Below are 26,679 nucleotides of genomic sequence, written 5' to 3' on the forward strand. Positions count from 1 at the left end.
TAAATGGTTAGGGATGCATGGCGGAGTGGCTGAGCGCAGCGACGTCCGCACAGAGCCGATCGACCGACGCTGCCGTGGTCGCCCACGAAGTCACGAAGCGGATCACGTGACTGCCATCGGCGCGGACTTCCCAGCGCTCGAAGTCATAGCGCAGCGCCAGTTGCGCGTCCTGCTGCGCGCTGACGGCGATGAACTGCTGATTGGTCGGCGAGTCGCTGGTGAACTGCGCGCCAGCGGCCCGCAATCCTGAGCGCAAACGCTGCGCCATCGCATTGGCATGCGCAGCCAGCTCGAAGAACAATCCATCCTCGAACAAGGTGGCGAACTGCGTGCCCAGCACCATGCCCTTGGCCAGCAGCGCGCCGCGCTGCTTGATCAGATAACGGAAGTCGGCCTGCAATGCGAGATTGACGATGACCAAGGCTTCGCCGAGCAAGGCACCGTTCTTGGTGCCGCCGATGTAGAACGCATCGGTCAGCGTGGCGATCGTCGGTAGATCCAGATCGTTGCCATCCGCTGTCAGCGCTGCGCCCAGGCGCGCGCCATCCAGATACAGCAGCAAGTCGTGCGCGCGGCAGAAACGCGACAACGCGTCGAGTTCGGCACGCGTGTAGATGGTGCCGCTCTCGGTGCTGTTGGAGATGTAGACCAGGCGCGGTTGCACCATGTGCTCGTTGCCGTGGACGCCGAGCACCGGCTGGATCAGCGCCGGGGTGAGCTTGTCGTGCAGCGCGGGCACGGTGAGCACCTTGTGGCCGGTCGCTTCGATCGCACCGGTTTCGTGCGTGGCGATATGGCCGGCTTCGACTGCGATTACGGCCTGATGCGGGCGCAGAAACGCGGCGATCGCGGTCAGATTGGTCTGCGTGCCACCGACCAATAGATGCACGTCGGCCTGCGGTTGCGCGACCGCCTGCCGAATCAACGCAATCGCACGTTCGCTGTGGCGATCGGTGCCGTAGCCGGCGTTCTGCTCGGCACTGGCCTGCACCAGTGCCTGCAGCAGACGCGGGTGCGCGCCCTCGCTGTAGTCGTTGCGAAAACTGATGCGCGCAGCGCTGCCCTGCCCGTCCATCACAACCCCTTGGCCGCCTGCGCAACCGCACGAAACAGCGCGCGGCCCTTGTTCATCGTCTCCTGCCATTCCAGGTCGGGATCGGAGTCGTAGACCACGCCGCCGCCGGCCTGCACGTACAGGTAGCCGTCCTGGATGACCGCCGTGCGGATCGCGATTGCGGTGTCGGCATCGCCGTGCCAGCCGATATAGCCGACTGCGCCGGAATACACGTTGCGTTTGACCGGCTCCAGCTCGCGGATGATTTCCAGCGCGCGGATTTTCGGTGCGCCGCTGACGGTGCCGGCCGGGAACGTGGCGCGCAGCACATCGCTGTAATTCAGGCCGGCTTTGAGCGTACCGGTCACTTCGCTGACGATGTGCATGACATGGCTGTAGCGTTCGATCACGAACTGCTCGCCGACTTTCACCGAGCCAGGTTCGGCCACGCGGCCGACATCGTTACGCCCCAGATCAATGAGCATCACGTGCTCGGCACGCTCCTTCGGATCGGCCAGCAGTTCGGCTTCCAGCGCCTTGTCCAGCTCGGGCGTGGCGCCACGCGGGCGGGTGCCGGCGATCGGCCGCACGGTGACCACGCCATCGCGCAGGCGCGCCAGGATTTCCGGCGAGGAACCGACGACTTGCGTGCCGCCGACATCGAGAAAATACATGTACGGCGATGGATTGAGCGCGCGCAAGGCGCGATACACATCCACCGGGCGCGCGCGAAACGGCACGCGCAAACGCTGCGAAGGCACCACCTGAAAAATATCGCCGGCGCGCACGTATTCCTGCGCCTTGCGCACCACCGCGTGATATTCCTCGCGGGTAAACGAGGAACGGAAATCCGACTCGTCGATCGCATCGGAAATCTGCGCCTGCGGATACCCCGCACCACCCTGACGCAGGCGATGCGCCAGCTCGTCCAGGCGCCGATTGGCGCGCACATAGGCCTGCGGCTGGCGCGGGTCGGCATGCACGATCAGGTACAGGCGGCCCTTGAGATTGTCGAACACCGCCAGCTCTTCAGAGAGCATCAGCAGGATGTCGGGCGTACCGAGTTCGTCAGGTTTGTCGCCGCCGCCCAGGTGCGGCTCGATGTACTGGATGCACTCGAAGCCGAACCAGCCGACCAGGCCACCGGTGAAGCCGGGCAGGCCGTCGAGCTGCGGCACCGAATGCTCGGCGCGCAAGGCATCGACCTCGGCGAGTGGGTCGGCAACCTCGCGGGTTTCCAACACTTCGCCGTGCTCGCTGATTTCCAGCGTATGCCCGCGGAAGCTGTACACGCGCCGCGCCGGCAGGCCGATGATGGAATAGCGCCCGAAGCGTTCACCGCCTTCGACCGATTCGAACAGATAGGTATAGGCGCCGTCGGCGAGCTTCAGATAGACCGACAGCGGCGTGTCCAGATCGGACAGCACTTCGCGGACAACGGGAATACGGGTGTGACCTTCAGCGGCCTGGCGCTGGAACTGCTCTGCGGTGATCAAGACGACTTTCCTTCCGGGACTCTGTGGCGGGGCGGACGACGGCAACGGGCCACCATCGCCACCAGCGGCGAGCGGAAGAGAAGGAGCGTGAAGTCGTCAGGCGGGACACGTGGGTACTGTAGCGCAACTGCTGGTTTAGGGCAGCAGGTGCGGTGCCGAAGATGTGCGAATTGCGAAGGTGGGTTGGGTGATGTGGTGTTGGGTGTGGCTTTTCAAGCTGAGTGACATCCGGGCCGGATGGCGCATGTTTGTCGTTGATGGGTGTATTGGGCTGTGGGCTGTCTGCGACGACTTGCTGTTGGTCAATGTCAGGGCGAGATGCCTGGTAGCGGCATGTGTGTCGGCGCAGGGACCCTCACCCCAACCCCTCTCCCAAAGGGAGAGGGGCTTACAGCGGTGCGATGGCGGTTGCTTCGCTTGAGCCGCAGTTGCTTCGCTTGAATCCCGATTCCCGATTCCCAGCTTCAAGCGCTGCGCAACGGGCACTCCACCGGCAAATGCATGCGCAAGCGCGCCGGCACGCATTCGATGCGGAAATGCTGCGAGGTCTCCGGTTCGCCGTCCAGATTCAAGGTCAGTGGTTGGTGCGAGACCATCTCCAGCCAGGGCAGCCGGGCGCGCACGGCAACGCGTTCCAGCGCGGCCTGTTTGCCGCCGGTGACCAGGGTGCCGAGGGTGGCGGCCACTTCGCCGTTGAGCGCGGGCACGATGGTGACGTCGAGCAGGCCGTCGTCGATCAAGGCTTCCGGGCACAGCGCCTGGCCGCCGCCAGCCTGGCGCCCGTTGCCCAGGCCGAGCGCGATGAACTCGCCCTCCCAGCTGAAATCCGGGCCGCTGAAGCGGGCGCTGATCGGGTCGATCCGGCCCAGCCGCGACATGCCGGTAATCAGATAGGCCAGGCCGCCGAGCATCTTCTTCAAACCCTCGTCGGTTTCCACGGTGACTTGGGTACCGAAGCCGCCACTGGCGACGTTGGCGCACCAATGCGGGCCGTGCTCGGCGTCGATGCGCAGCAGGTCGATGGGCTGCGCGGCGCGTTCGGCGATCAGCATCAGCGCGTCGAGCGGCTCGAGCGGGATGTTGGCGGCGGTGGCGAAGTCGTTGGCGGTGCCCAGCGGCACCAGACCCAGCGAAGGCAACGTGGCGGCATCGGTGTCGTGATGGGCGAGTGCGGCGGCCACTTCGCTCAGGGTGCCGTCGCCTCCGGCGGCGACCACGGTGTGTACGCCATCGGCGACGGCTTCGCCGACATAACGCTCGGCGTCGCCCTCTTCCCAGGTGACCCGTACATCGAGCTGGATGCCGCGCTTGCGCAGCGTTCCCACCGCCTCACGCAAGTCCAGATTGTCGGTGGACTTGCCGTTGAGGATCAGACGCCAGTGGGACGGGGCCATGCGCGCTGCCAATGCTGTGGGAGTGATGCGCGCAGGCTAGCAGCGGGCCGCTGCGTGCATCGTGAATACGCACTGCCACCGGGCTGTCATTGGCATGTCATCGATGACCCGGAGGATGGAAGTCCATAGCAGGGACGACGGGCGGGGGCAGGATCAGCCTCCAATTTTCTTGAAGGCCGCTCCAATGGGAGCGGCCTTCTTTTTATGTGCCGCTGTTACGCGCCGCGCTTGGCTCAAGCGCCAGCGGCAAACGCGGCCAGGCGCTCGCCGTCGAGCCTGTACACCGTCCAGCCCTCCATCGGGCGCGCACCGACGGCCTGGTAGAACGCGATGGCCGGCGCGTTCCAGTCCAGCACCGACCACTCGAACCGCCCGCAGCCACGCTGCACGGCCAACCGGGCCAGATGCCGCAGCAGCGCCAGGCCAGCGCCCTGCCCGCGCGCTTCTGGACGCACAAACAGGTCTTCCAGATACAGACCGTTGCGGCCGAGCCAGGTCGAGTAATTGAAGAAATACACCGCAAATCCCAGCGCCTGCCCGTCCTGCTCGCAAATCAGCGCGTGCGCGGTGGCGCCGTCGCCGAACAGGCTGGCGCGCAACGCGTCCGGGCTGGCCTTGACCGCGTCGGGCTCGCGTTCGTAGACCGCCAGTGCGGTGACCAGTTCGTGCAGCAGCGCGGCGTCATCGGGCGTGGCGCTGCGGATCTGCAGCGGGGCCTGGCTCATCGCACCGCATCCACCGCCGCACGCATCTGCGCAATTACCTGCGCATAGTCGGGGGCATTGAAGATCGCCGAGCCGGCCACGAAGGTATCGGCACCGGCGGCGGCGATCGCGCCGATGTTGTCGGCCTTGACCCCGCCATCGATCTCCAGCCGGATCGGCTTGCCGAGCGCATCGATCTTGGTGCGGATCGCGCGCAGCTTGTCCAACGCCGAGGGAATGAAGGCCTGCCCGCCGAAGCCGGGGTTGACCGACATCACCAGCACCAGATCCAGCTCCGGCAGCACCCAGTCCAGAATGTCCACCGGCGTGGCCGGATTGAGCACCAGCCCGGCCTGGCAGCCGTGCGACTTGATCAGCTGGATCGTGCGGTGCACGTGGCGGCTGGCCTCGGGATGAAAGCTGATGGTGGTGGCGCCGGCGTCGGCGAAGTCCGGCACGATGCGGTCCACCGGTTCGACCATCAGATGCACGTCGATCGGCGCGGTGATGCCGTGCTTGCGCAGCGCCTGGCACACCATCGGGCCGATGGTGAGGTTGGGCACATAGTGGTTGTCCATCACATCGAAGTGCACCCAGTCGGCGCCGGCCTTCAGGACGTTGTTCACCTCTTCGCCAAGACGGGCGAAATCGGCGGACAGGATGGACGGGGCGATCGCCGTCGGTTGCATGGGCAGCTCGGAAGGTAACGGAGCGCACATTCTCGCAACCGGGATCGCAGGATGAAAGCGTCAGGACGAAAGCGTCCTGCATCCGTGCGCCGCCATCGTGCGTACACACAGAACTGGCGCGCTGCGCCCGATTAAGGAGAACGCATGAAAACCACCCTGCTCGCTTCTGCCGCCATCGTTCTGTTGGCCCTCGCCCCGTCCGCCTGGGCACAAACCGGCCCGGCCGACTGGTCCGGCTTCTCCATTGGCGCCAATGTCGGCGGCGCCGACGTCAGTGGCGTCTCTGGCGGCCGCTTCGGCTTCGACACCAATCTGGACGGCCGCGATGGCGACCAGGTCAGCACCGCCACCGGTGCCGATGCGTTCTCGCCCGGCTTCTGCGGTGGCGCCGCAGCCGGCCGCACACCGGCCAGTGGCTGCAGCAAAGACAAGGGCGGTGCCGAATATGGCGCGCGTCTCGGTTACGACTGGCAGGCCGGCAACTGGGTCTACGGCGTGGTCGCCGAGTACACCCGCAACGATCTGCGCGACAGCGTCAGCGCCTTCAGCACCACCCCGGCGTTCTACACCTTCACCCGCCAGCTCAACCGCACCGCCGCGCTGCGTGGCCGTATCGGGTATGCCTTCGGCGAACAGGGCGACTTTCTGGCCTACTTCACCGCCGGCGTGGCACGCGGCGAGTTCGACCACAGCTTCTCCAGCAGCAACACCGCCAACAGCTTCACCAGCAGCGGTGGCGACAGCGCCGACGGCTATCAGGCCGGTGTGGGCCTGCAGCGCCGGTTGAGCGACAACGTCTCGGTGGGCGTGGAATACCTGTTCACCCGCCTGGAGGACGAAGACACCCGCGTGCGCGTCGGGCCGGGCACCGCACCGGCGACCAACCCGTTCCTGCGCGTCAATCCGGCCGGTACCGATCTGCGCCGCACCGACACCGATTTCTCGGCCAATGCGGTGCGGTTGACGGCGACGTATCGTTTCTGAGTCTTGATGTTTGAGTGACAATGACGCCTGGCCTTTAACCGGTCAGGCGTTTTTTATTGCGTGGTTTTCGGCTTCGATCCCGGAGCGGTTAGCTGCACGGTCAGGCACTGCAACCAGGGACCAGGCGCCAGGCCTTCGATCAGCGTTTGCGCAGCCGCTGGATGCGATCGTAGGCGGCGTTGATCTGGCTGGCCTTCTTTTCGGCCTGACTGCGGGCCTCCGGGCCGGCATTGGCCACCTTGTCGGGGTGGTAGCGCGACATCAGCCGGCGATAGGCCAGGTCGATCTCGGCAGTGGTGGCGTCCGGCTCCAGCCCGAGCGCTTCATACGGATTTTCCGCACGACGCTTGAACCAACCGGCGTCCACTGCGTGGCCGATCGCCAGGCCGATCATCAGTCCCACCACCGGTGCCCCGCGAAACAGCAAGGCGCCGGCCAGTGCACCGAGCAGTTTTCCGTACCAGGACATGGGCGATTGGGGGCGGGGAGGCGGGTTGGCGATAGTACCCGAACGCCCGACCGGCCTGGCTGACACGGTCTGCACGCGGCCGCGCTGCGGCTTCCAATAAATCCAGCGGCGCGTGCCGAAGCGCCGTACACTACGCGGCCCGCTGCCTACCCGCGGGCCCGCCGGGTCCCGGGGACAGCGTCATTGCGACGTCCTTAGGAGTGCCTGTGTCGACCACGCTGTTGCAATCCGATCTGCCCGGCCTGCCGTTGCGTCACCGTGGCAAGGTCCGCGATGTCTTCGACATTCCCCGCGAGCGCCTGCCCGCCGATGCGCCGCCGGGCGACTATCTGCTGATGGTGGCCACCGACCGCCTGTCCGCGTTCGACGTGGTGCTGCCCGACCCGATCTCCGGCAAGGGCGAGATGCTGTGCCAGGTCTCCAACTTCTGGTTCCACAAGACCGACCATCTGATGCCCAACCATCTGGTCGATATCCGCGTGGAGCAGGTGCTGCCCGAGGGTGTGGACCCGGCGCTGTATGCCAAGCGCGCCGTGGTCACGCGCAAGCTCAAGCCGGTGCCGGTGGAAGCGATCGCACGCGGCTATCTGATCGGCAGCGGCTGGAAGGATTACCAGCGCACCGGCAAGATCAGCGGCATCGAACTGCCCGACGGCCTGCGCCAGGCCGAGAAACTGCCCGAACCGATCTTTACCCCATCCACCAAGGCCGCCGTGGGCGACCATGACGAAAACATCGACTTCGATGCGATGGTCAAGACGGTGGGTGCAGAGCTTGCCGAGCGCGTGCGCGATGCCACGCTGCGCATTTACCGCTTCGCCGCCGATTTTGCCGCCGAACGCGGCATTCTGCTGGCCGACACCAAGTTCGAATTCGGCACCGACGCCGATGGCCGCCTGTACATCATGGACGAGATGCTGACTCCAGATTCGTCACGCTACTGGCCGGCCGACCAATACGAACTCGGCACCAGCCCGCCCAGCTACGACAAGCAGTTCGTGCGCGATTATCTGGAAACCCTGGACTGGGGCAAGACCGCGCCCGGCCCCAGCCTGCCGGCAGAGGTGATCGAGCGTACGCGTGCGAAATATGCCGAAGCACTGCAGCGGTTGGCGGGTATTTCGGTTGATTGATGTTTGAAGCCCCCGGTTGCGGGGCTTTGAAGTTGCACCATTGCAGCGATGACCTGAGCGCCAAGCGACTTACTTGGCGCACGCGTTTGGAATTCTGAAAGCGACAGCTGGCAATTCGGCCATCACGCGCCAGCGTGTGTAATGGTCAGCGATGCAGAAGCAGATAGCCTCTTCCCAACAGGCACGCTGCAATGGCGCACTTTATTGTTCAACGAGGTCGCGATGGCTCCGTCACGTTTCTCTCTGTGCAGTTTTCCCATGCTCCGCAGCGCGTTGCTGCCGGGGCTGCTGCTTGCATTAAGCGCATGTACTGCGGGCGAGTCCGTGCCCCCAGCCGCGACGATGACCACATCGACAGCACCGACGGCACCGCCAGCTCCTGCACAGAGTCCTGTCGGTGACCAACTCGCAGCATTGATACAGGCAAGTGGCGTGAAGTGCACCGACGCAGCGACTGCAAAAGGCTGCACGGCTGGCAATGTGGAGACAGGCGACTTTTACGACGTGGAGCTTTCGCCTACCTGTGGCGACGACGGATTTTTTGCTGGCGTAGCGCAGGCACAGGGTGTGGACGCACTCAGTGCCGTGCCGACTACCGGCAGCAATGTGTCCGCCAACGCCAATCTGGCGCAGGGCCAACTCGTCTGTGTACAAGGCATCGGCCGCGCAGGGCAGCATCCTCTTTACTATTATGTCGTCGCAATCCCCGCAAGCAGTGTCGCAAAATGCAAGGACAATGCGTTGTGCGAGCAGTATGGCGACAGGCCGATCAAACGCTTGACGCCTACCGCCGGTGATGCCTGCCATGCAGCCGCACCAGGCCAGTATGTCGGCGATTGCGTGCAGGGGTGGGTGAGTGCAAATGCACTCGATGTGTTTTCAAACGGAATCTAGTTGCTGGCAATCAAACTCGGCAAACTCACGACTTTAATTACTGCCGCTTAGTCATTATCGACGGCCGTTTTGAAACACGCTTGCGTCCGAGGGCAACACGGCGAACAGCGAAATTGACCAAGCGCACTTCTTCAAGGGCTTCGGGACGACGGTCAGGCGAACAGGTAGCCAAGCCGATTGATCTGCCTGGTGCGCGCCAGCTCGTGCAAACGGTGAAGCCGCAAGCCTTCACATATCTGCAAGCAGCACACGGATAAAATCGCGCCCGCGCTCTAGCTGCCCCCGATACGATCAGGAGGATCCGTTGGCCCTTTCCCGAATTTCCCTGCATGCCCTGGCACTGAGCCTGGCGCTTGCTGCCTGCACTCAACAAGCGGGTCCAGCTACCGTTGCGACGCCTGCCGCACCTGCAGCCTCAACGCCCGCCGCCGCGCCGACGACGCCCGCCCCGGCGACAAGCTGTCCCGATGCCGACTTCCCCGCCTTTCTGAAACGCTTCAGTGCAGACATTGCAGTGCAGGAAAAGGCTACGGCCGATCCGCTGACGATGATCCAGCTCGATCCGGACGCGCAGCCCGAGCCTGCGCCGGTGACGCGCACGGTTCCGCTGGCCAAGGTCGAGTGGCCGGTGATCCCCAACCTGGAGGCGGCCCGCAACGGCGGCCGCGAGGTCACGATCTCCGAGGAGGCTGAAGGCCGACAGGTGCTGGTCCGCACAGCGGACACCGGCGACCAGCAGGTCTACCACTTCGCCCAGCAGCCCTGCTGGACGCTAGTGAAGGTGGACGACCAGTCGTTATGAAGCGATGGGCCACCGGAAGCGTTTTCCTGCAGGCATAGATAACTGGCCCTGTCACTTTTATCTCCAAGGAAGCGAACTGATGCGACGCTTTATCTCCACCCTGCCCGCCCTCGGTTTGACAGTCTTGCTTGCCGCATGCGGTGATAAGCAGGGCGTCGCAGATAACACGGCCAGCGCACCGGTCGCACCAACCTCCAACGCCCATTCCCCCGCTTCGATGGAAGCGGCTAAACAGGGACAGAATGACATGATCAAGGAATGCTCTGGCGCGCGTCTGCACCTGACCGCGCTACCGTCCAAAAGCGGTGATTCTCCCAAAACGCGCGTGGAAATAGAGCGCGATGGCGAGCGCCAGGAATTGGCACCGCCCGCAGAGATGGTGGACTACACGGCGGTCGGGCTGGGCTGCGCCGAAGACGGAAAGGGAACCAATTACTTCGTCATCCAGTATGGCGAGCTTCCCTATGGTTGCGAGTTCTGCGAGTGGTTCTTCCTCTATGACGCAAAGGGTCAGTTGCTGAATCACGCGGCACCACCGCTTCGCGAGCAGGACGGCCAGCAGAGCCCGAATAACGACGAATACGAACACAAGCTCGAAGCGTTGGGACTAAAGCACCCGGAACTGGTGCCTTTCCAGCCCTGAGCAAAGGATGCTCATGCACTGCTAATGGCCGTGCATGGCGAACGCAGTACGCAGTACATGGAGCAGCACCCGTTACAAGGAAGAATCTGTCTCATAGAAAGGAACGCACGATATGACCGACAACACGATCTATACCGAGATGCTTCAGCCACGCGGCGCTGCGTACAGCAGCGACCGGATCAAACCGTGGAGCCATTATCGCGAGCCCATCGACAGCGCAGATGGCCGACTGCACGGCGAATCGCGTCGCTGGGGCGATGCCAGTCCACAGACCCAATCGCGGGTGATCGATAGCCTCATCGATGCCTCGCAGGATGCCGGGCTTTCATCGCGTGAGACCGCTTATGTTCTAGCCATCGCCCGGGTCGAATCGGGCTTCAATCCTGACGCAGCTGCGGGGACCACGTCTGCTTCGGGCCTGGGTCAATTTATTGATCGCACCGGTGCACATTATGGCGTCACCACGGCCAACCGCTTCGATGTGCAGACGCAGTCGCAGGCATTGGTGCAACATTTCATCGACAACCGCGATCTCGCGCGTAGCCGCGGCCAGGACGAGGATTATATTTACAAGTATCACCACGATGGTCCCAGCAAAGATTATGGTGGCCTTGCTCTATCCCGGCGCGAAATCGCCCCTCACCTGGACAATTACACCCAGTTCGTAGAGCAGCGCCTTGCCCAGACGCAGGGAAACGCAGTGGATCGCTCGGCGCCAGCGGCGCACCCAGCCGAACCCAGCCATGCCACTCGCAGTAACTTCCAGCAGACGATGGAGCGCATGCTGCCAGGCCAGGGCACTACCGATCCGCATATCACTGGTCATTACGGCGAACACCGCGGCAGCCGTGGTCCGCACGGCGGTACGGACTTTAATTACGAGGGCGGCCAGGCAGGTCGCAATCTGCAGCATCCGACCGTGCATTCGCCGGTCACGGGAACCGTCACGTTCGCCGGTGGCAACTACGGCACCGTCAAGATTCGCGATGCGCAGGGCAACTCGCACGAGATCCTGCATCTGGAAGGGCTGAAGGTCAAAGAAGGCCAGGCGCTGTCTGCCGGCGATGCCATCGGTACGATGGGGGGACGCGGCCCGAACGGTGTCAACCAGTACGCACAGCATGTGCATTACCAACTGCGCGATGCCAACGGCAAGCTGACCAGTCCGGAGACGTTCTGGAATCAAGGCCATCATCAGGAATCAGGCGCTCGTCAGGCTCAAGCATCGACACACGCTGGCAACGGCACGCTGCGTCAGGGCGACCACAATCCCGATGTCGGCAAGATGCAGCAGGACCTCAACCGGCTTGGCGTGCGCGATGCCCAGGGGAACCGGCTTGCCGAGGATGGTCGCTTCGGCGACAACACGCGTGAGGCGGTGATCGCATTCCAGAAGCAGCATGGGCTGCAGCCCGATGGCGTGGTGGGCCGCAATACACAGGCCGCCTTGTCCGCGTTGCCGGCGCAGGCCCAGACGCAGGCAGGCCAGACGCAGCATGCCGCGCCGAAGGGCCCATCGTTGAACGATGCCTCGCATCCGGACCATGCGCTGCACACCGCGATCCGCAGCAGGCTGCCAAGCATGATCTCCAACGAGACGGCGGCCCACGTCACCTTGCAGGCCAAGCAGAACGGCATCGATTCTGCCGACAAGCTGCAGGACGTGACGGTGCAGAACGGTAAGGCGTTCGTCATGGGAACGACGCCAGGCTTCCGTGCGGCAGTGGATCTGAATCAGCCCGCTCCCACGCTGGAGCAGACCAGTGCGCAGTTGCTGGCTGGCCAGACGCAGCAGCAACAGACGCAGGACGAGCAGCACAAGGTCGCCATCGGCGGCCGCTAAGGGTGCAGTAATGCATCAACAAAGCCGGCCAGTTTTCTGGCCGGCTTTTTTTGTGCGCGCGCTCTGACATCGCCATCGTCGCTCACGATTGAAAGCGATGCCGCAATCGAACACCACTGCATGCTCCCTGGCGCACCGCGTGTCACTGGGCGCCGACACATTCTTGTAGAAACAGCGGCCTTGTAGAACAGCGCTGCGATACGCGTCCGCAGCGCGATGAGCGCCAATCGTGCAGCGCATCTTGCATCTGTCTGCGATGCGCTCCACAACGCAAAGTGGCGCGGCGCACAGAACGCAACACAACTGTAATTTTTACTACTGCGCTCTCACAGACTGTGCAAGGTTGGCTGCCGGCACCCTGCTGCCATTCGCGATCGGCTGATGCTCGTCGCCGCCGATCTTTGCATTGCACGTTTCCTGGGAGAGAGTCGTCATGCAATTCCATGTGTTGGGCGCAGCGATCTGCTGCGCGCTATCGTTGCCTGCTGTCGCCAGTGCTGCGGATCTTTCCGCCGATGCCGCGGTAGTGCGCGCGCAATCGTTGTTGGGCAACAACGCTGCGGCGTTGGCCAATCGTGCAACCGCCGATACGTTTGTCGCGCGCGACAGCATTGTCGATGCCGATGGCACCGAGCATGTGCGCTTCGATCGCACCTATCAGGGCTTGCCGGTCATCGGCGGCGATGTGGTGGTGCATTCGCGGCGCGGGGTAATGCGTCAGTTGAGCCAGACCATGGACACCAACGTGCGGCCGGCCATCGTGCCGGGCATTGATGCCGACACTGCGGTGCGTGCGGCCGGTGCGCAGTTCGATGTGTCACCCGACGCCGCGCCACGCGCAAGTCTGGCGCTGTATGCGCGCCAAGGCGCACCGCGGCTGGTCTACGAAGTGATCTACAGCGGCATCAAGCCCGACCAGACGCCCACCGAGATGCATTACATTGTCGACGCGGTCAATCAACGCATTCTCGAATCCTGGGATACGGTGCACACCGTGTGCAGTGGCGGCACCAGCGCGACCGGCACCGGGCGTTCGCTGTATGCAGGCAACGTTGGATTATCGACAACGCGTTGCAGCAGCGGTTACGAGCTGACCGATCTGAGCCGCGGTAGCGGCGCCACTTACAACATGCGCAACAGCACCTCCGGCAACGGCACGCTGGTCACCGATGCCGACAACGCCTGGGGCAGCGGTGCCAACAGCGATACGGTGACGGCAGCGGTGGATGCGCATTATGGCGTTGCGTTGACCTGGGACTACTACCGCACCACGCATGCGCGTAGCGGCATCGCCAACGATGGCGCCGGTGCGCGCAGCCGTGTGCATTACGGTAGCCGTTACAACAACGCGTTCTGGCAGGACAGCTGCTTCTGCATGACCTTCGGCGATGGCGACGGCAGCACATTCACGCCGCTGGTCTCGGTGGATGTGGCGGGCCACGAGATGACCCACGGCGTGACCAGTCGCACCGCACGGTTGGTGTACTCGGGCGAGTCCGGCGGTTTGAACGAAGCCACTTCCGACATCATGGGCGCGATGGTGGAGTACTCCGCCAACAACAGCGCGCAGCCGGGCAATTATCTGATCGGCGAAAAGATCGTGCCCGGCAACAGCAGCGGTACGCTGGCGTTGCGCTACATGTTCAAGCCGAGCCTGGATGGCGATTCGCCGGATTGCTACAGCAGCAGCCTGGGCTCGCTCAACGTGCACTACAGCTCGGGGGTGGCCAACCATTTCTACTATCTGCTGGCCGAGGGCGCGGTGGTGCCGAGCGGCTTTGGTGCGGGCACCAGCTGGAACGTGACGCCGGCCGGGCTGGTGTGCAACGGCAATACCGCGTTGACGTCGATCGGCCGTGCCGCAGCCAGCCGCATCTGGTACCGCGCGTTGACGGTCTACATGACCTCTTCGACCAACTACGCGGCCGCACGCAGGGCCACGTTGAGCGCGGCCACCGATCTGTATGGCAGCACCTCCACGCAATACCGCGCGGTTGCCGCAGCGTGGAGCGCGGTGTCGGTCAACTGATGTATGCCGGCCCTTGCCACGCGACCGGCGCGGGGCAAGGTGCCCGGCTGCCACAGCGCCATCCGCGCGCGTATGCTTGGGTCATTCCTGGGAGGGAACATGACCGAACGCACCACGACCGCGCGACCGATCGACCGCTATTTCGCCAGCTATTCCGACGATCATCAAAACGCCACCAACCAGCAGATCCATGTGCTGGCAGTGCCGGCGATCCTGTGGTCGGTGGTGGCCTTGCTGTGGTGCATCCCGGTGGGCGGCACCTGGTTCAGTAGCGGCGTGTGGGCGGCGCTGTCGATGTTTGCGGTGTGGTCGTACTACAACCGGCTGTCGCGCCCGCTGGGGTTGGGCATGCTGGGCATCTTCTTCTTCTTCGGCTGTCTGTGTCGCTTGATCGAGAGCAAGCTTGGCCTGGGCAGCGTGTTCACGTTAGGCGTGGCGGTATTCGTGCTGGCCTGGATCGCGCAGTTCGTGGGCCACAAGATCGAAGGCCGCAAGCCGAGCTTTCTGACCGATCTGACCTATCTGCTGATCGGGCCGATCTGGGTGTTGGCCAAGTTGTATCGCCAGCTGGGTTGGCGCTACTAGCTCGACGCACCAACCTCACTCGCGAACGCCGAGTTCTTCCGGCAACGGACGAAACGCACGCGGCGCATAACCGAAATCGCGGCGCGCCGGTTCCAGATCGAACACCAGGTCATCGCGCATGCGCTGCAACGCCGCCGCATTCATGCCACGCAGGCGGCCCAGGCGTTGTGCAGCGCTCAGCGCCAACCCGAACAGCGTCGGCGACACCTGATACAACCGCGCCGGGCGTGGCAACGCAGCCAGCACGCGCTCCACCATCTGCATGTAGGCCAACACTTCGCCACCGCCCACCGCATAACTGCGCTGCTGCGTGGCCGGCTGGGTAACCACCGCAAGCGCGGCGCTGGCCAGATCGTCCACATGCACCGGCTGACGTAAACCGGTGGCGTTGGCCGGCAACACGAAGGCGCCGGTGCGCTGCGCCAGGCTGGCGATCTGGGTGAGCGTGCGGTCGCGTCCGGCGCCGTAAACCAGCGTCGGGCGCAGCACCGTTGCGGTTGCGCCGCGTGCCTGCGCTGCAGAAAACAGCGCCTGTTCGGCGTTTGCCAGGCGCTGGGCGACATCGCGCTCGGCCGCATCGATCGAGTGCTCCTTGACCTCCAGGCTGGTCGAACCGAACGCCACAATGCGCGGGGCGATCACCGGATTTTCAGCGTACCAACGTGCGAAATGATCCAGCGGGCCACAGCTGAAGATCACCTCGAACGCTTCGCCTGCCGCTGCCGGCACAGCCAGATCGCCTTGCCGCCAGATCAACCCGGTACGCGCCGCACGCGGCTGCCGCGACCACGCGGTGACCTGCCAGCCACGGCTCAATAGCCGCGTCAGCAGGCGTTCGCCGATCTGCCCACTGCCGCCGAACACCAGGGCGCGTGGCGCAGAGACAGCGGTGGACGGGGCGGGATTGGCAGCGGTCACAGGGCTCGGATGCAGTCTTGGTGAGACCAGCATAGCGAGTGCAACGCGGCGGTGCGACGCCGATCCAGCGGCGATTTCCGCATGCGCCCAGCGATGACGTTGACGCGGCCGTTAGTCAACGTTTTGTTAAGCTCTCTGGCCTGCTCGCGAATCTTGTGTTCCCTGCATGCCTTTTTCGTTGGAAATCCTGCTCGCGCTGCCCTTCGTGATGGCGGCCGCCACCGCGCTGTTCTGGCGCACCTCCCGTTCGATCACTGCGTGGTTGGCTGCGGCCGCGCCGTTGGGCGGGCTGCTGATCCTGGCGATGCTGACACCGGCGGTACTGCGCGGTGAAGTGATCCGCAGCGAACATGCGTGGTTGCCGCAAATCGGTTTGCTGTTCTCGCTGCGGCTCGATGGCCTGGCATGGATGTTCGCATTACTGGTGCTGGGCATCGGCGCGCTGGTGGTGATGTATGCGCATTACTACCTGAGCGCACGCGACAGCGCCTCGCGCTTTTTCGCCTATCTCATGCTGTTCATGGGCGCGATGCTCGGCATGGTGTTGTCGGGCAACCTGCTGTTGCTGATGGTGTTCTGGGAACTCACCAGCATCAGCTCGTTCCTGTTGATCGGCTTCTGGTCGCACCGCAAGGACGCGCGCGAGGGTGCGCGCATGGCCTTCGTGTTGACCGCCGGCGGCGGCCTGGCACTGCTGGGCGGCATCTTGATGATCGGCCGCATCGTCGGCAGTTTTCAGATGGATGCGGTGCTGGCAGCCGGCGATCTCATTCGCGCCAGCCCGCTGTATCCGTATGCGTTGGGGCTGGTGCTGCTGGGCATTTTCACCAAGAGCGCGCAGTTTCCGTTCCACTTCTGGCTGCCGCATGCGATGGCCGCGCCCACGCCGGTCTCGGCGTATCTGCATTCGGCCACGATGGTGAAGGCCGGCGTGTTCCTGCTGGCGCGTCTGCACCCGGCACTGGCCGGCACCGATCTGTTTTTCTACACCGTCACCAGCATCGGCGCGATCACGCTGTTGCTCGGCGCGTGGCATGCGATCTTTCAGCACGATCTCAAAGGCGTGCTGGCGTATTCGACCATCTCGCATCTGGGCTTGATCACGATGCTGTTCGGCCTGTCGACACCGATGGCGGTGGTGGCCGGCGTGTTCCACATCCTCAACCACGCGGTGTTCAAGGCCTCGTTGTTCATGGCCGCCGGCATCATCGACCACGAGACCGGCACGCGCGACATGCGCAAGCTGGGCAATCTGCGCCGGCTGATGCCATTCACCAGCGCGCTGGCGATCATCGCCTCGTTGGCGATGGCCGGCGTTCCGCTGCTCAACGGCTTCTTGTCGAAGGAAATGTTCTTTGCCGTCGCGCTGGAAACCGAAGCGCCGCAGGCGATGCGTGTGTTGGCCAGCATCGCTGCGCTGCTGGCCGGTCTGCTTGGCGTGGCTTACAGCCTGCGCTTTGTGCACGACACTTTTTTCGGCGACGGTCCGCGCGATCTGGACACCACCCCGCACGAGCCGCCGCGCTGGATGAAGATTCCGGTGGAGGTACTGGTGCTGATCTGCGTGGCAGTGGGCATCGTGCCGGCATGGACCATCGCGCCGGTGCTACGCGCCGGTGCAAGCGCGATCCTGGGCGACAGGTTGCCCGACTACAGCCTGGCCCTGTGGCATGGCTGGAACTGGCCATTGGCGATGAGCATCGCCGGCATGGTGGGTGGCACGCTGTTGTACATGGCGCTGCGCCGCACGCTGGACCTGTATGCGATCCAGAACCGCTCGCCAGGCAAGGCGCTGTTCAACTGGAATCTGCGCGCACTGTATGCCGCCACCGCGCGCATGACCGATGCGGTCACCAACGGCAATCTGCAACGCATGCTGATGTTGCTGGTGTTGAGTGCGGTGGTGGTGGCGCTGGTCCCGTTCCTGCAAGGCGGCACGCTGCCGGCCTGGCCTGCCCCCACGCCGATGCCGCTGCTGGGCTGGACGGTGTGGCTACTGATGATTGCCTGCGCGCTGGGTAGCCTGTTCCTGTACAAGCAGCGCCTGCTGGCGGTGCTGGTGCTCGGCGGCACCGGCCTGGCGGTCAGCCTGACCTTCGTGTTCCTGTCGGCACCGGACCTTGCGTTGACGCAGTTGCTGGTGGAGATGGTGACGCTGGTGCTGATGCTGCTGGCGATGAATTACCTGCCCGAGCGCTCGCTGCCCGAGCCTGCGCGCTTGCGCAAGATCCGCGATGCCGCCATTGCCATCGTCGGTGGCGCCGGCCTGGCCGCCCTGGCCTACACCTTGATGACACAGCCCAGCCACACCGTGGCAGGGGAAATGCTGCATCGTGCGCTGCCGGAAGCGTACGGCCACAACGTAGTCAACGTGATCCTGGTGGATTTCCGCGGGTTCGATACCTTCGGCGAGATCACCGTGTTCGCCATTGCCGGGCTGGTGGTGCATGCACTACTGCGGCGCTCGCGCATGGCGCCGGAGCGCAGCATGCCGGGGCCGCCGATCAAGTTGCCGGTGCCGGCCGATCTGGCGCAGATCATGTTCCCGCTCACGCTGACGGTGTCGTTGTTCCTGTTCCTGCGCGGCCATAACGCGCCCGGTGGCGGCTTCATCGCCGGCCTGGTGCTGGCGGTGCCGCTGCTGATGCAGTACGTGATTCAGGGCACCGCCTCGGTGGAATCGCGCTTCGGTTTCGATTACATCCGCCTGATCGGCATCGGGCTGTTGTTCGCACTGGTCAGCGGTGCGGGGTCGCTGCTGTTCGGCATGCCGTTCCTGAGCAGCGGGCATGTGGAGATTCCGTTGCCGCTATTGGGTGAGCTGGAACTGGCCAGCGCGCTGGGTTTCGATATCGGCGTGTATCTGGTGGTATTCGGCGCGGCGATGTTGATGCTGTCGATGATGGGCACGATCAAACCTTCGCGCACGCGCAGTTCGCAGCGCGGCGAGATCGACCCCACCCAACGTTCGACACGCACCGCGGAGCAGCATTGATGGAACTGGCACTGGCAAGCGCGATCGGCGTCCTCACTGCGTTGGCGATCTACCTGTTGCTGCGCGCGCGCAGCTTCGATGTGATCCTGGGGATGACCTTCCTGTCGTATGCGACCAACCTGCTGATCTTCGCCGGTGGGCGCGTGCGTAGCGGTCAGGCACCGGTGTTGCGCGACGACGTGCCCGCCGATCTGATGCACTACACCGATCCGTTGCCGCAGGCGCTGGTGTTGACTGCGATCGTGATTGCCTTCGCGATGACTGCGGTGAGCCTGGTGCTGGCGATCCGCAGCCGCAGCGACAATGGCAGCGATCATGTGGATGCGCACGAAGACGCCACCACCGGCGTGGACACGCGCGAGGCGCGGCGATGAATCATCTACTGATTCTGCCGATACTGATTCCGATGCTGGGTGCGTCTGCGTCGCTGTTTGTCGAGCATCGTCGTTATGGGCCGCGCGTACAGCGCACGGTGGCGTGGGTCAGCATGGTGTTGCTGGCTGCGTCCGTGATCGCACTGTTTGCGCGCGCCGCCGAAGGCGAGGTGCTGGTGTATCTGCTGGGCGACTGGCCGGCACGCATCGGCATCGTGCTGATGGGCGACCGCTTGTCGGCGTGGATGCTGTTGACCACCTTGATGCTGGGCTCGGCCTGTCTGCTGCATGCATGTGCCGGCTGGGACCGCCGCGCGCCACATTTCCATGCGTTGTTCCAGTTCCAGTTGATGGGCTTGAACGGTGCGTTCCTGACCGGCGACATCTTCAACCTGTTCGTGTTCTTCGAAGTGATGCTGATCGCCTCCTACGGGCTGCTGCTCAGCGGCGGGCGCGGCTTGCAGATGCGCGTGGGCCTGCATTACGTGGTGTTCAACGTGTGTGCGTCGACCTTGTTCCTGGTCGCGCTGGGCTTGTTGTTCGGTGTGTTCGGCACGCTCAACATGGCCGAGCTGTCGCAACGCATCGCCGAGTTGCCGGCGCAGGATGTGCCGCTGGCCAAAGCTGCATTGGGATTGTTGCTGCTGGTGTTCTGCAGCAAGGCCGCGTTGCTGCCGCTGTATCTATGGCTGCCGGAAACCTACTCGCGTGCGCCGGCCGCGGTGGCCGCGTTGTTCGCGATCATGACCAAGGTTGGGCTGTACGCGACATTGCGGGTGTCGTCGCTGTGGTTTGGCGCCGGTGCCGGCGCACTGCAGGGCTTCGGTCGGCACGCGCTGCTGTGGCTGGGTATCGCCACGCTGGTGATGGCCGCCATCGGGGTGATGGCGGCATCGCGGCTGCGAGTGATGGTGTCGTATCTGGTGGTGTTTTCGGCCGCGACCTTGTTCATCGCGTTCTCGCTGGACGATGCCGGCGCCTTGGGTGCGGGGCTGTATTACCTGCCGCATAGCAGCTTCGTGGCCGCCGCCTTGTTCATGGTGTCGGATCTGATCCGCCGGCGTCGCGGTAGTGCCAGCGATCGCAAGGAAGTGGTCGCGCCACTGCCACGGCGTGGGATGCCCGGCACGATGTTCATGATCGCCGCAGTGGCGGTGGCCGGTCTGCCGCCGTTGTCCGGCTTCCTGGCCAAGGCGGCGTTACTGCAGCATGTGCCCGATGGTCTGGTCGCGCCGGTCTGGGCCGCGATCCTCGGCAGCAGCCTGTTGGTGGTGATCGGCCTGACGCGTGCCGGCGTGCGCCTGTTCTGGCGCGTACCCGAAGCCGTGGAAGATGCGCCGGAGCTGCAACCGCAACGGCGTGGCCGCATGCGTCCGGTGGAAACCGCCGCCACCGTGTTGCTGCTCAGTGGCCTGGTGGCGATGACGGTGGGCGCCGGTCCGTTGATGCGTTACACCGATGCGGCCGGCGCGCAGCTGCGCGACCCCGGTGCGTATGTGGAGCAGGTGCGTGCCACCACACCGCAACGGAGGCAACCATGAGCGCGCGTGTGCCGCTGCGGCGGCGGATGTTCCCATCGGCACCGTTGAGCGTGATGGTGTTCGTGTTCTGGTTGCTGCTCAGCGACAGCTTCGGGCCGCAGCAGTGGGTGCTCGGCTTGTTGCTGGGCTGGGTGGTGCCGATCTTCGCGGCACGACTGGACCGCGAGTTTGCGCAGATCGGTTCACTACGTTCGGTGCCGCGCATGCTGCTGGTGGCCGCAGGCGATATCGTGCGCTCCAACATCAAGGTGGCCGGCCAGGTGCTCGGCCCGGAGTCGCGCATCCATCCCGGTTTCATCTGGGTGCCGCTGGATATCGCCAACATCCATGGCATCGCCGCGCTGACCAGCATGATCACGCTCACCCCCGGCACGGTGTCGGCGGCGCTCTCGGACGACCGCAAATATCTGCTGGTGCACGTGCTGCATCTGGACGATCCGGACGCGTTGATCGCCGAGATCAAGACCCGCTACGAGAAGCCCCTGATGGAGATCTTTCCATGACCGGCCACATGTTCATCGAATCGACCATCGTCATCTGCATGCACGCGGTAGGCCTGGCCATGCTGATGGCGCTGTGGCGATTGCTGCGCGGGCCGAGCGTGCCCGATCGCATTCTTGCGTTGGATACGCTCTCCATCACCGCCATCGCCGAACTGATGCTGCTGGGCATGTATCTGGATTCGCCGATCTACTTCGAGGCCGCGTTGGTGATCGCGATGCTGGGCTTCGGCAGCACGGTGGTGCTGAGTAAATACGTCTTGCGCCGGGACATCGTCGAATGATCGCCCTGACCGAATACCTGCTCAGCGCGTTGTTGCTGGTCGGCACGTTCTTCATCCTGATCGGCGCGTTCGGGTTGGTGAAGCTGTCGGACTTTTTCAAGCGCCTGCATGCGCCGACCAAGGCCAGCACCCTGGGGGTGGGTTGCGTGCTGCTGGCATCGGTGGGCTATCACCTGTTCTTAGGCGTGGACCCGCAACCGCGCGAGTTGCTGATCACCGTCTTTTTGTTCATCACCGCACCGATCAGCGCGCACATGATGGCCAAGGCGGCGCTGTCGCTGATGATGGAAAACCGCCCGGAAGTGCCGAACAAGAGCGAGATGCGCGAGGAAGGATTACCGCAGGTGCAGGGCGATGTCGGCGAGAACGAACAAACCGAGAAACAGCATCTGGGGCCAGAGTCGGAGCAGCACTAGGCGTTGAACTTAGGCCTCGAAAGGCGGGTGATCGACTGAGCGGCACCAGGCGTTCGAACGCGATCCGGCAAGCGCTTCAGCCAGAGCCTTCGACATAATCCACCTGCGGCAGCTGCCCTACCCGCCAGTTGGTCACCCTGCCCTGGGCATCGGTTTCGAACACCAGCGCCGACTGTGCCGCCGCATCGGCAAAGCGCAAGCTGAGCGCGCCGGGGATGTATTTGTGCGGCTGCTCGATCAGGCCATCGGGATACAGCGCGCGCAGCTGCGCCACTGTCATACCGACCTTGCCGCCACCGGGTGCGAGTTCCTTGGGCTCGCTGGTCTGATAGCGCACGAAGTGGTCGCCCTCGAACATGAAACCGAAACGGCGTGCATCGTCGGCCCATTGCGGCCGCAACAGATAACAGCCGCCATCGCTTGCCGCTTCGCCGCGCAAGTCGCCGCCCCAGGCAGCACGCACCTGCGCCGCCTCCATGCCCAGACGCAGATCGCCGTAGCCGTCCAGACGCGCGAGTGCGGCCGGGTCCTGACGCAGTTGCGGCGGAAACGTGCCGGCGGGCGCGGTGGCCGGTGGCACCTCGCCAGGCGGCTGGTCGTTGGGGGCTGCGGTGACAGGCACTTGCTCCGCGCTAGCTGCCTCAACAGTGATTTTGGAATCGTCGGCGCGGTTGCAGCCGGCCAGTAACAGCAGTGCGCCCATCAAACCAAGCAGTCTGGATGTCATGCGTGCGTTCCTTATGGCTCCGCGACAGCCTACACAGCGCGCAGCGCGGTGATGTGCAGAACGCTGTGACCATTGCCGGTGTGACCATTGCGTCTTGCCGGTGTCATCGGCGCTTCATTGGCTGCGGTCACGCTGACGGCTTCGCAGGACTGCCGCCATGACCCCACGCAAGACCGAACTCGCTGTCACCGCGCTGCAGTCGCACCGCAGCCCCCTCACGTTGCTGCAGCGGCGCACCCTGATCCTGGCCGATGGGCAGCGCGACCTGGCGACGCTGGCGCAGTTGCTGGGCGGCGATGATGCCACGCTGGTGCAGACCTTGTGTGCGATGGGATATCTGCAGCTGGGTGAAGCGGGTGCAGGCGCGGATAGCGCGCCCGGCACGTCCGCTGCGACTGAGCCGACGCCCGCTGTGCCCGTGCAACTGGCGGATGCGCAGCAGACCGAAGAAGACTTGCAGCGTCAGCGGCGGCGTGCGGCCACCAATGCACGGCTGTATCTGCTCGACATCCTGCAACTGCAACGCAATCCCGCCGCTGCCGCATTGCACCGTCAGCTGCAGGCCGCGCGCGCGGAAGACGCCATCGGTGCCGCCATTGCCGAGGCGCTACGCGAACTGCCGCAGATCACCTCGGCAACCTATGCCGAACGCGTGCGTGCACGCATCGGCGAGTTGCTGCCGGATACGTTGCAGGCGGCATGATCCACCAGCGGTATCCAGCAGCGACGCGTAGCGCGAGCGGTGCGCCCTGATATCACCCTGGGCTAGCTAAGGGCCTGAAGCGATCGACATCACCACTGCTGCTCACCGCCAGCCGGCACGGTCATTGCTCAATGCGGCGTCTTCCCTTCGTGCGCACCGTTTTGTCCAGCAAGGCGAGCGATTCCACGCCACTGGCCGTACCGAAACGCCGTCCAGCGCACGCTACAACGGCGCGACCGGGAGGGCGAGAGTCTCGCGCGCTACCCGCACCCGCCTGCCGAGCGCTCGCGGCGTCTTATCAGCCGCTCTGACACCGCATCATTCCGAGGACGGTGGCTGAAAGGCCGCACGCAAGCCCGACCAGCACTGCTGATAATCGCCCTGTCGATGCGCCGCCTGCAACGCTTGCCCGGTAGGACGCAATACCGCACGCGTCTCGAACATGAAGGCCATGGTTTCGGTGATCACATCAGGGCGTGCGAGATCGGCATGCGAGGCCTTGTCGAAGGTTGGCGCGTCCGGGCCGTGACCGCTCATGCAGTTGTGTAGCGACGCGCCACCCGGCGCAAAGCCATCGGCCTTGGCGTCGTAGACGCCGTGCACCAAGCCCATGAACTCGCTGGCCACATTGCGATGGAACCACGGTGGGCGAAAGGTGTGCTGCGCCACCAGCCAGCGCGGCGGGAAGATCGCAAAATCCATGTTCGCGGTGCCATGCGTGTCGCTGGGCGAGGTCAGCACGGTGAAGATGCTGGGGTCCGGATGATCGAAGCTGATCGAGCCGATGGCGTTGAAGCGGCGCAGATCATAGCGATACGGCGCGTAGTTGCCATGCCAGGCCACCACGTCCAGCGGCGAGTGATCGATGTCTGCGCGCCACAGATGGCCCTGGAATTTGGCCACCAGTTCGAACGCACCTTCGCGCTGTTCGTAGGCGGCATGCGGTGTTTCGAAATCACGCGCGTTGGCCAGCCCGTTCGAGCCGATCGGCCCAAGGTCCGGCAAGCGCAGCAGGCCGCCGAAGTTCTCGCAGACATAGCCGCGTGCACTGCCATCGGGCAGCTCGACACGAAACCGCACACCGCGCGGTATCACCCCGATCTGCTGCGGCTCCAGCTCCAGCACGCCCAGCTCGGTGTGGATACGCAGGCGGCCGAGTTGCGGCACCAGCAACAGCTCGCCATCGGCATCGTAGAAGAAGCGATCGCGCATGGAGGCATTGGCCGCATACAGATGCACGGCAACACCGGACATCGCCTCCGGCCCGCCATTGCCGGCCATCGTGTACAGGCCATCGATGAAATCGGTCGGCGTGGACGGCAAGGGCAATGGGCTCCAACGCAGCTGGTCCGGTGGCACCGGGCCGCTGCCGAAGTCGTTGTGGAAGGCGGATTGCTCGATCAACGAGAACGCGCCATGCACCGCCGCCGGGCGGATGCGATACAGCCAGCTACGCCGGTTTTCGCCGCGCGGCGCAGTAAACGCCGTGCCGGACAACTGTTCGGCGTACAACCCGTGCGCCACCCGCTGCGGCGAGTTCTGGCCGACCGGCAAGGTGTCGGCTACTGCCTCGCTGGCGAATTCATTGCCGAAGCCGGTCATGTAACGCTGGTCGTTGTGCATGGGTGCGTCCGGACTGGCCCCCACAGGGGCTGGAATTAAGCCCCTCTCCCACCGGGAGAGGGGTTGGGGTGAGGGTACGGCGTAGCGACCATCTTGCAGATCGTCTCAACCACCGCATCCAGCGAAAACAACACATCGTTGTTCCAGAAGCGCAGCACTGTCCATCCCTTCGATTGCAGCCACCGCGTCCTTGCCTGATCGCTGGATGCTTGGTGCTGCGATCCATCCAGTTCAACAACCAACGCCGCATCGATACAACAAAAATCTGCGATGTACGGCGGAATCGGATGCTGACGTCTGAACTTGAAACCTTGTAGCTGATTGCTGCGTAGACAGCGCCAAAGTGCGCGCTCTGCGTCTGTCATCTCCGTGCGTAACGCACGCGCGTTGGTGAGTGCGACGGTGGGTAATGGTGGTTTGATTTTCATCGTTCCACCGTACCCTCACCCCAACCCCTCTCCCGTGGGGAGAGGGGCTTCAGCAACGTACGTTTTCATCACTCTGTGTTGTCAGACACATGCGTTGCTTGGCGCGCGCGCAATTGGCTGCTACATGCGACTTGTCTGCGTAATTCGCCTGATCCATACCAAAGCTGCGCCTGACTTAACAAGCTGCGGCGTTCGGCATCACAACGAGTGCCACTCAAACCCGCACCGACGCAATTAATGGCACCAACCACAAATCCCGAATAGCGAATCACCAATCCCAGACTTACAGCACCCCACGCTTCATCTGATCGCGCTCGATGCTCTCGAACAGCGCCTGGAAATTGCCTTCGCCAAAGCCCTCATTGCCCTTGCGCTGGATGATCTCGAAGAAGATCGGGCCGATGCAGTTGGTGGTGAAGATCTGCAGCAACTTGCGCTGCTTGGTGTCCACATCGGCATCGATCAGGATCTTGTTGCGACGCAGGCGTGCGACGTCCTCGCCGTGGTCGGGAATGCGCAGGTCCACCACGTCGAAATAGGTGTCCGGCGTGTCGAGAAAGCTCACGCCCGCCTCGCGCATCTTTTCCACGCTGGTGTAGATGTCGTCGGTGAAGCAGGCGATGTGCTGGATGCCTTCGCCCTGATAGGCGTCCAGATACTCGTTGATCTGGCTCTTGGGGTCGGAGGACTCGTTGAGCGGAATGCGCACGATGCCGTCCGGCGCGGTCATCGCCTTGGACACCAGCCCGGTCTTGGCACCCTTGATGTCGAAATAGCGGATCTCGCGGAAGTTGAACAGGCGCTCGTAATAGTCCGACCAGCGCTGCATGTTGCCGAAGTACAGATTGTGGGTCAGGTGGTCGATGAAGGTCAGCCCGAAGCCGGCTGGGTGCTGGTCGGCGCCCGGAATCGGCTCGTAGTCGGCGTCGTAGATGCTGCCCGCATCGCCATAGCGGTCAACCAGATACAGCATGCAATCGCCGATGCCCTTGACCACCGGCGCCGGCACTGCGCGCGTTTCTGCCTTGTCCTGCACCGCTTCGCCGCCATTGCCGAGCACGGTCTGCAGCACGGTCTCGGCCGGGGTGCGGAAGCGGATCGCAAAGCCGCAGGCGCTCGGGCCATGCGCAGCGGCGAAATCGGCGGCAAACGAATCGGGATCTTCGTTGAGCAGGAAGTTGACCCCGCCCTGGCGATAGACGGTAATGGCGCGGCTGCGGTGACGCAGCACCGGGCTGAAGCCCATCTTGCGAAAGTAGTCGTGCAGCTGCGCCACCTGGCCGGCGGGTGCGGCAAATTCGACGAATTCGAACCCGTCGATCCCCATCGGATTGTCGAAGGTGGTGACCTGCATGCCGGGATCGGGGCGGCTGATGGGGGTGTTCGGTTGTGCATTCATCGTCGTTTCTCCACGCTGGGCCATCCGCAGGGCTATGCGGGGTGGCAGAAGA

General features: G+C 64.0%; 26 protein-coding genes. 15 read left to right on the forward strand and 11 right to left on the reverse strand.

From position 1 onward, the window contains the following. Positions 1-7: 7 nt before the first annotated feature. From AC1KVG_RS08000 to rpe, 5 genes are all read right to left on the reverse strand, one after another. A complete protein-coding gene (locus AC1KVG_RS08000) occupies positions 8-1,075 on the reverse strand; it encodes a threonine aldolase family protein (protein ID WP_481094044.1) in 1,068 nt (355 codons plus the stop codon). After that, positions 1,075-2,550, reverse strand: a complete 1,476-nt coding sequence (gene trpE / locus AC1KVG_RS08005) for an anthranilate synthase component I (protein WP_006448477.1) — start codon at positions 2,548-2,550, stop codon at positions 1,075-1,077. Before trpE ends, AC1KVG_RS08000 begins: the two co-directional genes overlap by 1 nt. 464 nt (positions 2,551-3,014) lie before the next feature. Further along, positions 3,015-3,944, reverse strand: a complete 930-nt coding sequence (gene yegS / locus AC1KVG_RS08010) for a lipid kinase YegS (protein WP_481094045.1) — start codon at positions 3,942-3,944, stop codon at positions 3,015-3,017. A 233-nt stretch (positions 3,945-4,177) separates the two neighbouring features. Continuing rightward, the gene (locus AC1KVG_RS08015; protein WP_481094046.1) at positions 4,178-4,669 is read right to left on the reverse strand and encodes an N-acetyltransferase family protein; all 492 of its coding nucleotides are present in this window, start codon (positions 4,667-4,669) and stop codon (positions 4,178-4,180) included. Next, the gene (gene rpe, locus AC1KVG_RS08020; protein ID WP_006448474.1) at positions 4,666-5,337 is read right to left on the reverse strand and encodes a ribulose-phosphate 3-epimerase; all 672 of its coding nucleotides are present in this window, start codon (positions 5,335-5,337) and stop codon (positions 4,666-4,668) included. Before rpe ends, AC1KVG_RS08015 begins: the two co-directional genes overlap by 4 nt. A 144-nt stretch (positions 5,338-5,481) precedes the next feature. Between rpe and AC1KVG_RS08025 the strand changes: the two genes are divergently transcribed. Then, on the forward strand, positions 5,482-6,321 hold the full coding sequence (locus tag AC1KVG_RS08025; RefSeq protein ID WP_481094047.1) for an outer membrane protein: 840 nt from the start codon (positions 5,482-5,484) through the stop codon (positions 6,319-6,321). 139 nt (positions 6,322-6,460) lie between these two features. Here the strand turns inward: AC1KVG_RS08025 and AC1KVG_RS08030 are convergent, their stop codons facing one another. Next, entirely contained in the window at positions 6,461-6,790 is a 330-nt protein-coding gene (locus AC1KVG_RS08030) for a J domain-containing protein (protein ID WP_006448472.1), read from the reverse strand. A gap of 206 nt (positions 6,791-6,996) precedes the next feature. Here AC1KVG_RS08030 and AC1KVG_RS08035 point away from each other — a divergent pair, with 206 nt between their 5' ends. From AC1KVG_RS08035 to AC1KVG_RS08065, 7 genes are all read left to right on the forward strand, one after another. Then, the gene (locus tag AC1KVG_RS08035) at positions 6,997-7,923 is read left to right on the forward strand and encodes a phosphoribosylaminoimidazolesuccinocarboxamide synthase (protein WP_481094048.1); all 927 of its coding nucleotides are present in this window, start codon (positions 6,997-6,999) and stop codon (positions 7,921-7,923) included. A 222-nt stretch (positions 7,924-8,145) separates the two neighbouring features. Beyond that, positions 8,146-8,817 (forward strand): hypothetical protein, encoded by a 672-nt coding sequence (locus AC1KVG_RS08040; protein WP_481094113.1) that lies wholly within the window; start codon positions 8,146-8,148, stop codon positions 8,815-8,817. A gap of 304 nt (positions 8,818-9,121) precedes the next feature. After that, entirely contained in the window at positions 9,122-9,619 is a 498-nt protein-coding gene (locus tag AC1KVG_RS08045; protein WP_481094049.1) for a hypothetical protein, read from the forward strand. A 79-nt stretch (positions 9,620-9,698) separates the two neighbouring features. Continuing rightward, positions 9,699-10,262 carry a hypothetical protein gene (locus AC1KVG_RS08050; protein ID WP_481094050.1) on the forward strand — a complete coding sequence of 188 codons (564 nt, stop codon included), beginning with the start codon at positions 9,699-9,701 and terminating at the stop codon, positions 10,260-10,262. Between the two features lie 112 nt (positions 10,263-10,374). After that, positions 10,375-12,105, forward strand: a complete 1,731-nt coding sequence (locus AC1KVG_RS08055) for a peptidoglycan-binding protein (RefSeq protein ID WP_481094051.1) — start codon at positions 10,375-10,377, stop codon at positions 12,103-12,105. A gap of 433 nt (positions 12,106-12,538) precedes the next feature. Then, a complete protein-coding gene (locus AC1KVG_RS08060; RefSeq protein WP_481094052.1) occupies positions 12,539-14,134 on the forward strand; it encodes a M4 family metallopeptidase in 1,596 nt (531 codons plus the stop codon). Positions 14,135-14,233: 99 nt separating this feature from the next. Beyond that, on the forward strand, positions 14,234-14,719 hold the full coding sequence (locus AC1KVG_RS08065) for an Mpo1 family 2-hydroxy fatty acid dioxygenase (protein ID WP_481094053.1): 486 nt from the start codon (positions 14,234-14,236) through the stop codon (positions 14,717-14,719). 15 nt (positions 14,720-14,734) lie between these two features. Here AC1KVG_RS08065 and AC1KVG_RS08070 read toward each other — a convergent pair whose 3' ends face one another. Continuing rightward, positions 14,735-15,637, reverse strand: coding sequence for an NAD-dependent epimerase/dehydratase family protein (locus AC1KVG_RS08070; RefSeq protein WP_481094054.1), 903 nt, complete (start codon positions 15,635-15,637; stop codon positions 14,735-14,737). Between the two features lie 166 nt (positions 15,638-15,803). Between AC1KVG_RS08070 and AC1KVG_RS08075 the strand changes: the two genes are divergently transcribed. From AC1KVG_RS08075 to AC1KVG_RS08100, 6 genes are read left to right on the forward strand one after another with little or no spacing between them, the layout of a single operon-like run. After that, complete coding sequence (locus AC1KVG_RS08075; RefSeq protein ID WP_481094055.1) at positions 15,804-18,632, forward strand: monovalent cation/H+ antiporter subunit A; 2,829 nt, start codon at positions 15,804-15,806, stop codon at positions 18,630-18,632. Further along, positions 18,632-19,006 (forward strand): Na+/H+ antiporter subunit C, encoded by a 375-nt coding sequence (locus AC1KVG_RS08080; RefSeq protein WP_006451720.1) that lies wholly within the window; start codon positions 18,632-18,634, stop codon positions 19,004-19,006. Before AC1KVG_RS08075 ends, AC1KVG_RS08080 begins: the two co-directional genes overlap by 1 nt. After that, the gene (locus AC1KVG_RS08085) at positions 19,003-20,547 is read left to right on the forward strand and encodes a monovalent cation/H+ antiporter subunit D (protein ID WP_481094056.1); all 1,545 of its coding nucleotides are present in this window, start codon (positions 19,003-19,005) and stop codon (positions 20,545-20,547) included. The genes AC1KVG_RS08080 and AC1KVG_RS08085 overlap by 4 nt, the downstream gene beginning before the upstream one ends. Continuing rightward, positions 20,544-21,050 carry a Na+/H+ antiporter subunit E gene (locus tag AC1KVG_RS08090; RefSeq protein WP_023902358.1) on the forward strand — a complete coding sequence of 169 codons (507 nt, stop codon included), beginning with the start codon at positions 20,544-20,546 and terminating at the stop codon, positions 21,048-21,050. The genes AC1KVG_RS08085 and AC1KVG_RS08090 overlap by 4 nt, the downstream gene beginning before the upstream one ends. Further along, positions 21,047-21,331, forward strand: coding sequence for a K+/H+ antiporter subunit F (locus AC1KVG_RS08095; RefSeq protein ID WP_023902357.1), 285 nt, complete (start codon positions 21,047-21,049; stop codon positions 21,329-21,331). The genes AC1KVG_RS08090 and AC1KVG_RS08095 overlap by 4 nt, the downstream gene beginning before the upstream one ends. Continuing rightward, positions 21,328-21,747, forward strand: coding sequence for a Na+/H+ antiporter subunit G (locus AC1KVG_RS08100; protein WP_481094057.1), 420 nt, complete (start codon positions 21,328-21,330; stop codon positions 21,745-21,747). The genes AC1KVG_RS08095 and AC1KVG_RS08100 overlap by 4 nt, the downstream gene beginning before the upstream one ends. A 76-nt stretch (positions 21,748-21,823) precedes the next feature. Here AC1KVG_RS08100 and AC1KVG_RS08105 read toward each other — a convergent pair whose 3' ends face one another. Beyond that, a complete protein-coding gene (locus tag AC1KVG_RS08105; RefSeq protein ID WP_481094114.1) occupies positions 21,824-22,450 on the reverse strand; it encodes a lectin in 627 nt (208 codons plus the stop codon). A gap of 181 nt (positions 22,451-22,631) precedes the next feature. On the opposite strand from AC1KVG_RS08105, the gene AC1KVG_RS08110 reads away from it, so the two are divergent. Next, entirely contained in the window at positions 22,632-23,177 is a 546-nt protein-coding gene (locus tag AC1KVG_RS08110; RefSeq protein ID WP_481094058.1) for a hypothetical protein, read from the forward strand. Between the two features lie 318 nt (positions 23,178-23,495). Here AC1KVG_RS08110 and hmgA read toward each other — a convergent pair whose 3' ends face one another. The 3 genes from hmgA to hppD form a co-directional block, all read right to left on the reverse strand. Further along, entirely contained in the window at positions 23,496-24,800 is a 1,305-nt protein-coding gene (hmgA, locus tag AC1KVG_RS08115; RefSeq protein WP_481094059.1) for a homogentisate 1,2-dioxygenase, read from the reverse strand. A gap of 35 nt (positions 24,801-24,835) precedes the next feature. Next, on the reverse strand, positions 24,836-25,228 hold the full coding sequence (locus AC1KVG_RS08120; protein ID WP_183086625.1) for an endonuclease domain-containing protein: 393 nt from the start codon (positions 25,226-25,228) through the stop codon (positions 24,836-24,838). Positions 25,229-25,511: 283 nt separating this feature from the next. After that, positions 25,512-26,627 carry a 4-hydroxyphenylpyruvate dioxygenase gene (gene hppD / locus AC1KVG_RS08125; RefSeq protein WP_481094060.1) on the reverse strand — a complete coding sequence of 372 codons (1,116 nt, stop codon included), beginning with the start codon at positions 26,625-26,627 and terminating at the stop codon, positions 25,512-25,514. Positions 26,628-26,679 lie beyond the last annotated feature (52 nt).

Source organism: Xanthomonas sp. NCPPB 3959 (assembly GCF_056675575.1).